General features: G+C 66.6%; 9 protein-coding genes and 1 other RNA gene. 2 read left to right on the forward strand and 8 right to left on the reverse strand.

Annotated elements, in window-relative coordinates:
* From AC5Y5V_RS31190 to ssrA, 8 genes are all read right to left on the reverse strand, one after another.
* Positions 1–576, reverse strand: a 576-nt coding sequence (locus AC5Y5V_RS31190) for an ATP-binding protein (protein WP_499942909.1), incomplete at its 3' end; no start/stop codon positions are given.
* A gap of 35 nt (positions 577–611) precedes the next feature.
* Positions 612–2,093, reverse strand: coding sequence for an IS21 family transposase (gene istA, locus AC5Y5V_RS31195; protein ID WP_499942913.1), 1,482 nt, complete (start codon positions 2,091–2,093; stop codon positions 612–614).
* 235 nt (positions 2,094–2,328) lie between these two features.
* Positions 2,329–2,718: a HicB family toxin-antitoxin system gene (locus AC5Y5V_RS31200; RefSeq protein WP_499942916.1), complete on the reverse strand. Its 390-nt coding sequence runs from the start codon at positions 2,716–2,718 to the stop codon at positions 2,329–2,331.
* Positions 2,718–2,918, reverse strand: coding sequence for a type II toxin-antitoxin system HicA family toxin (locus AC5Y5V_RS31205; protein ID WP_499942919.1), 201 nt, complete (start codon positions 2,916–2,918; stop codon positions 2,718–2,720). The genes AC5Y5V_RS31200 and AC5Y5V_RS31205 overlap by 1 nt, the downstream gene beginning before the upstream one ends.
* Before the next feature lie 80 nt (positions 2,919–2,998).
* Positions 2,999–3,358, reverse strand: a complete 360-nt coding sequence (locus AC5Y5V_RS31210; protein WP_499942920.1) for a tyrosine-type recombinase/integrase — start codon at positions 3,356–3,358, stop codon at positions 2,999–3,001.
* The gene (locus tag AC5Y5V_RS31215; protein ID WP_499942922.1) at positions 3,321–3,584 is read right to left on the reverse strand and encodes a hypothetical protein; all 264 of its coding nucleotides are present in this window, start codon (positions 3,582–3,584) and stop codon (positions 3,321–3,323) included. The genes AC5Y5V_RS31210 and AC5Y5V_RS31215 overlap by 38 nt, the downstream gene beginning before the upstream one ends.
* A 153-nt stretch (positions 3,585–3,737) precedes the next feature.
* Positions 3,738–4,046, reverse strand: coding sequence for a hypothetical protein (locus tag AC5Y5V_RS31220; RefSeq protein ID WP_499942924.1), 309 nt, complete (start codon positions 4,044–4,046; stop codon positions 3,738–3,740).
* A 134-nt stretch (positions 4,047–4,180) separates the two neighbouring features.
* Positions 4,181–4,548, reverse strand: a transfer-messenger RNA (tmRNA) gene (gene ssrA, locus AC5Y5V_RS31225).
* A gap of 110 nt (positions 4,549–4,658) precedes the next feature.
* Between ssrA and AC5Y5V_RS31230 the strand changes: the two genes are divergently transcribed.
* Positions 4,659–5,321 (forward strand): hypothetical protein, encoded by a 663-nt coding sequence (locus AC5Y5V_RS31230; protein WP_499942926.1) that lies wholly within the window; start codon positions 4,659–4,661, stop codon positions 5,319–5,321.
* Positions 5,318–6,505 carry a PrsW family intramembrane metalloprotease gene (locus AC5Y5V_RS31235; protein ID WP_499942927.1) on the forward strand — a complete coding sequence of 396 codons (1,188 nt, stop codon included), beginning with the start codon at positions 5,318–5,320 and terminating at the stop codon, positions 6,503–6,505. Before AC5Y5V_RS31230 ends, AC5Y5V_RS31235 begins: the two co-directional genes overlap by 4 nt.
* Positions 6,506–6,563 lie beyond the last annotated feature (58 nt).

A 6,563-nucleotide genomic window follows, 5' to 3' on the forward strand; every position in this document is an offset into this window, starting at 1 on the left:
GAGCGGGGCGAAGCCGAGTTCGTCGAGGATGATCAGGTCGACTCGCAGTAGCGATTCGATGATCTTGCCGACGGTGTTGTCGGCCAGGCCGCGGTAGAGGGTTTCGACGAGGTCGGCGGCGGTGAAGTAGCGCACCTTGTGTCCGGCGTGGATTGCGGCGGTCCCTAGTCCGATGAGGGTGTGTGACTTGCCGGTGCCGGCGGGTCCGATGAGGGCCAGATTCTGCTGTGCCCTAATCCATTCCAGACTCGACAGGTAGTCGAACACCTTCGGTGCGATCGAGGAGGCGGTCACGTCGAAGCTCTCCAACGTCTTGGGCACGGGGAACGCGGCGGCCTTGAGGCGGTTGACGACGTTGGAGGCATCCCGTGCGGCGAGTTCGGTCTCGATGAGGGTGCGCAGGACTTCCTCGGGGGTCCAGCGTTGGGTCTTGGCGGTGATCAAGACCTCCGGTGCGGTGCGCCGCACGGCAGCGAGCTTCAACCGCCGCAGCCCAGCATCGAGATCGGCGGCCAGCGGTGGAACCGACGGCGGTGCAACGGGTTCGGTCGCCGTGAGCGGTGGGGCCTTGGTCATGAGATCACCTCGCCGTCGGCCACGACTGGTGTGATCTAGTAGGCGTCCAGAGACCTGGTCGGGGCCACGGGCAGGTCCAGGATCAGTGCGTCCCCGGCCGGGCGGGGTTGAGGTGTTCCGGTGCCGGCGGCCAGGATGGAACGCACGTCGGCGGCACGGAACCGTCGGAACGCCACCGCGCGGTGCAGCGCCGAGACGAGTGCGTCGGTGCCGTGGGCGGCGCCCAGGGCCAGCAGGATCTCCAACTCCGACCCGAGGCGGGTGTTGCCGATCGCGGCGGCGCCGACGAGGAACGCCTGAGCATCCTCACCGAGGTCGCAGAACTGCTTCTCGATGGTGGTCTTCGGGCGCGGACCGCGGCTCGGTGCCGGGCGGGGTCCGTCGTAGTGGGCATCCAGGATCGACGCACTGCCGGGGGCGACGAGTTCGTGTTCGGCCACCATCATCCCGGTAGCGGGTTCGACCAAGCAGACCGCGCCGTGATCGACCACGACGGCCACCGTGGCCCCGATCAACCGGGTGGGTAACGAGTAGCGGGCTGACCCGTAGCGCACACAGGACAGTCGATCGACCTTACGCAGTACCGACGGCGCCCCGATCTGCAGCCGTAGCGATGGCAGTGGTTGCAGCAGTTCGCGTTCGACGATCAGCCGCTCATTCGGGATCGTCGCGATCTCCGAGTGCACCAAGGCGTTGACTTCGGCGCACCACGCCGCCGCAGCCGTGTTGGCCGACCGGATGTCGACCGCTACGCCATCGACGGCGGCCTGGGTCAGCAGCGGCACGGCCAGGTCGCGTTGGGCGTAGCCGCAGAGGTGTTCCACGATGCCCTTGGACTGCGGGTCGTTCGCGTGGCAGAAGTCCGGGACGAAGCCGTAGTGACCGGCCAACCGGACGTAGTCCGCAGTGGGCACGACGACGTTGGCGACCACCCCGCCTTTGAGGCAGGCCATCCGGTCAGCCAGCACCCGGGACGGAACCCCGCCGATCGCAGCGAGGGTTTCGGCGATCAACGCCAGCGTCGTGGAAGCCTTCTGGTCGCCAGCGAAGCGCACCAAGCGCCACCGAGAGAACGCCAGCACCGCGCAGAACAGGAACAACCCTGGTGCGGCCTGAGCCCAGTCGATGACCAAATACTCACCTGGTGACCACACCGCCGGGCGGCGGCCGGAATGATTACTACTGCGCCACAACGCTTTCGCTTCGGCGACCAGCCGACGGAAGTTACGCGCCGAGCCCTCATATCCGGCGGCGCGCACGATCGGCAGAAGTCGCTTGGCCGAGATCCTGGCGTGTGACTTCTCGACACGTTCGGCCACCAACTCAGCCACCGCGTCGTAGTTGTGTGCCCGTTCGGCTCGCGGTGCCGCTGGCACGCCGGCCTGGTCGGCTTCGAACTTGTCCACGATCTTCTTGACGGTCCTGTGGGTAGTGCCGCAATGATCGGCGGCGGCCCTGTATGACCCGAGCTGTTGGTAGGCAGAAATGATGTCCATGCGGTCCTTCGCAGACTTCAATGGAACTCCCCGGTGGTGGCGGCGTTTGGTTGGCGCCTTCACCGTCGCCATCGGGGCCCACAGTTCCTGATCGACACGAACACGGGGTGGATACTTTTATCTGGCCAAAACTGGATACCTCTGCTTGGCCACCAGCGGCTACTTTTTCATGGCCACGGACAGATCTAGCGACAGAAGCTGCCTTGCTTAGCAAGCGTGACGCGCGTTGAGGTCGACTGATGGGCGCCCGCTACGGCTAGGAGTTAGCGAGTTGGCTCACCCGTTGGGGTGAGATGTCGAGCAACTCAGCGATGTCACGGACCGGCACACCGTAGGTGACAAGCCAGTGGCAGTACTGCTGGGTGTCCCGCTGTACCTCGGTTTCGATTTGTCGGACGCGGTCTCGTCGTTGGCGGATACTGCGGGCGCCGTCGAGGAGATCTGCAAATGCGGGGTCAGCCATGCTGATGCTCACCATTTCGATCTCGATGTCGTCGTAGGGGATGTTTTGATCGAGGGCGATGTACTCGCGCGCCATGGTGGGGGCGTCGGAGAGACGGCGCGCTTGGGTAACGCCGTCGATCTCCGGGATGTGGACCATCCACCACCTGCCGTCCCGCTTGACCTCGATCTTGAACTCGTGCATCACTTCCCCTTGCACTGCTCGATGGCCTTGTTCACCTGGCGGACGACGCCCGGGGAGATCTTGCGGTGTCCGGTAGGGACGACGACCGATACGCCACTCGGGTGCGTCCACTTGGTGTGGCTGCCCTTGCCGCCGCTGCGGACGAAGCCGGCGTTGGTGAGTCGCTTGATGATCGATTGGGTGGATTCCTCACTAACCACTAGACTAGTCTAGTTCACTAGACTATTTCAAGTCAATCAGATTAGACGAATAATTTAGCTGGTCAGCGACCATTTTTGCCTCAACTTAGTAGACCGGCCATGACATCGGCGGCGGCCTGGGCGCTGCGCCGGTCGAGGTGCCCGTAGACGTCGACGGTGGTCTGGATGGACTCGTGGCCGAGGTGGCGCTGGATCACGGGTAGCGGTGTGCCGGCCTGGATGAGCCAGCCGGCGCAGGTGTGGCGCAGGTCGTGGATGCGAGGCCGGGCGGTGAGCTTGGCGCGGTCGACGGCGGGCCACCAGACGTTGGTGCGGAAGTTCGGCGCGCGCACCGGCCCGCCGGCGGCGCGGCGGCCGCGCGGCCGGGGTTGGTGAACAGCCAGTCGCCGCTGTAGTCGAGCCTTATCGAGCACCGAGGCCGGGACGTTGATGGTGCGCACCGATCGCCGCGGCTTGGGCGGCCCGATCCGGTATCCGCCCGCCGCCGCGCTTCCACGCGCGGGTGACCCGCACGGTGTGCTGCTTGCGGTCGACGTCTGCCGGTTTGAGCGCGGTGACTTTCGACCAGCGCGCGCCGGACGCGACGAGGAACTCGACGACCGGGCGCCACGGCTCGGTGACCTCGCCGAGCAGGGTCGCGAAGTCCTCGCGGGTGAGGAACACCATCTCCTGGCGCTCGCCGCTGGGAAGGCGGGTGCCGGCGGCCGGGTTGGAGCTGATGAGCCCGGAGATGACGACGCCGGCGAGCGCCGCGGACAGGAATCCGTGATTGTTGGCGACCGTCTTGGCGCTGGCGCCCGCTAGTTCGCTCGTCTGGACTCAGCGCCGCACATCGTCACGTGACAAGCCGTCAAGCGGGATGGCGCCGAGCGCGGGGGCGATGTCCTTCGGGAGGTTGCCGCGGTACTCCTCGATGGTGCAGGCGTCGATGCCGGTGAAGTGGTCGATGTGGTGGGTGATCCAGTCGGTCACGGTGGTGCTCGCCCCGGCGCGTGGGACGCGGTCGATGCGGTGGAGTTCGAGGGCTTTGTCGGCGCCGAGCTGGTTGACCGCGGTGCAGAACGTCTGGGTCATCGGGAGGTCGTCGAACGTCAGGCAGGTCTGCTGCCCGTTGTTCCGGGAGAACACGCGGTGGGCGGTCGTGCCATCTCGGCGGTCTTTGCTGCGAATCGACGCCAGGAACCGGATGGTAGCCGATGTGGTGAATAATGTGGCGAAAGACGATCCTGGTCTAGGTTTATAGTGTCTGACCAGCACTTTCTCGGTGGAGCTGCCGGGAATCGAACCCGGGTCCTACGGCATTCCCTCAAGGCTTCTCCGTGCGCAGTTCGCTAGGCCTCTGCTCGGATCTCCTGGTCACGCGAACTAGCCAGGATGACGATCCCAGTCGCTGTTGGTGTCCCGATGAGTCCCGCGACCGGACTCATCGGTGGATCCCTCTAGCTGATGCCGGGGTCCGGGGCGAGGGCGTTCCCGGTCCGACAGACTAGCTGTCGCTTAGGCAGCGAGAGCGTAGTCGCGCTGATGAGAATCGGCGCTTATATATTTGCAACGACGCTTACGGTGGTCAGTTGCCTGCACCGGCACGCTTCCCTTGATTCGATGCGCGAAGTCGAAACCGTTCAGCCCCTTGTCTTTGTTGCTTCGTGCACCTCCCGCCGGTTTTCGGCAGGACATCCCATGGTACGCCGATACCAACACACGGCAACGCAATTAAGTTCCCACACTAGGTTGGTCAGCATGCCGGATCCCGTAGGCGGTATCCATCCCGCGACCGAAGCTTCGAAGCTCGAACCCGAGGGCTGGGTCCCGCCGGACGTGCGGTTCTTCGGCCTGGATAGGCGCACCATCGCGCCGACGCTGGTGGTGTTCGCCCTGGTCATCGTGATGTCGGCGGTGTTGCCTCTGGTCAACGCGGCGGTGCCGTATCACGACATCGTCCGGGCGGGCGACGTGATGGAGCTCGAAGGCGGAGTGACGTTCGTGCCGGAGACCGGCTGGGGCATCACATCGGGCATCCGCGCCGGCGACGCGCCATTGTCCGGCGCCTACCCCGCGACCGCCGTGGTCGAACACGGAGCCCTGCGGTTCCGCGTGCACACCGGCCTGTTCGACGGGGACACCCACAAGCTGCTCGAGCAGATCGAGACGACGTCGGAGGCCCTCAACCGCGGTCGCGGCGTCCGCGTGACCGGCGCGCAGAAGACGATCGTCACCGATCAAGGCCGCCATGGCGCGGTGGCTCGCGTCACCGGACCGCACTCCGGCGGCGTGCTCGTCGCCTTCGTCTTCGACGGTCGCGGGGTGGAGGCGGTGGCCACCGGACCCACCGACATCGGGGCGGAGGAGGCGGCCGGGGTAATCCGGATGATCCGCAGCATCGACCGCGGGGGCAAGCGGTGACGGCGCCGGCGCTCGACGACCTCGATCGCGCCCGCGACGACGCGCTCGACCTGTCCGGCTGGGGCCGGCGGTTCGCCTTCTACCAACCGCGCAACCTCGCCTTCTGGGGATACCTGATGCTGGTCGGGATCGGCATCCTGACCTTCTTTGCGATCCTGGCCAGCCAATTCAACGCCTACGGCCCGGCGATCGGGTTGGCGGTGACGTCCTTCGGCATCTACGCGGCGCTGTTCTGGTGGTTCACCCAGCACATCGACCACTACGCGAAACTGCCCCCCAAGCTGATGGTCGCCGCGTTCCTCTGGGGCGGCTTCGCGGCCACCGGCGCGATGGCGGCGAACGCCAACGACGCGATCCTGGCGCTCTACGCGAAGCTCTTCGGCCAGGTGTGGGCGCTGAACTGGGGCGCCGGGCTGGCCGCCCCGTTCACCGAGGAGTGGGCCAAGGGAGTGGGGCTGCTGCTGCTCATCGCGCTGGCGCCGCGGCACGTGCGGACCGCGTTCGACGGGCTGATCCTCGGGGCGTTCATCGGTCTGGGCTTCCAGATCGTCGAGGACATCCTCTACGCGATGACGTCCGCGGGAACCCAGTTCGGCGCCAATCAGATCGGGGCGTCGGTCGGCACCATCGTGGTCCGCATGGTCAGCGGCGTCGCCGCGCACATCCTCTACAGCGCGGTCTTCGGCGCCGGCCTCATCTACCTGCTCGGCCGGCCGGCCGAACCCCGCAGGATCGGCCGCGGCCTGCTGTTGATTGCGACGGCGATGCTGTTGCACGGGGCGTGGGACTCGGTGGCCTCGGTCGCGGGCGCGCACGCGCTGGTGCTCTTCGGGCTGCTGCTTGCGGTGATCGTCGTGGCGCTCGCGATCGGCGTGGCGGTATACCGGTTGACCGCGAAGCGGGAACGGGAATTCGTGCGCGCCGTCATGGCGCCGGAAGCCGCGCGCGACGTGATCACCGCAGGTGAACTCGACGCGGTGGCGGGTACCCGCAAGGCCCGCAAGGCTTTCCGCAAACAAGGCCGCAACCGTCGAGAACGCAAGCGCGCCCGGTACGTCCTTAACGCCGTCTACACCCTCGCCGACGAGCTGGCCGCCGCCCGGGGCGCCGACACCGACCGGGTGCGATTCGCCCGACTCGAGGTCGCCAGGATACGCGCCGGAATTCCGCCGCACCCGCGCTGAGCACGGAGAACGACCGAGTGCCCCCGGTCATCCCGAGGGCACTCGACGTGTCGTCGGC

Source organism: Mycobacterium sp. NGS68, from assembly GCF_059812195.1.

Excerpts from the sequence above, each read along its gene's own strand:
- AC5Y5V_RS31215 (WP_499942922.1), bottom strand. The coding sequence starts at position 3,584 with ATGGTGTTCCTCACCCGCGAGGACTTCGCGACCCTGCTCGGCGAGGTC.
- AC5Y5V_RS31230 (WP_499942926.1), top strand. The coding sequence starts at position 4,659 with ATGCCGGATCCCGTAGGCGGTATCCATCCCGCGACCGAAGCTTCGAAG.
- AC5Y5V_RS31200 (WP_499942916.1), bottom strand. The coding sequence starts at position 2,718 with ATGCACGAGTTCAAGATCGAGGTCAAGCGGGACGGCAGGTGGTGGATG.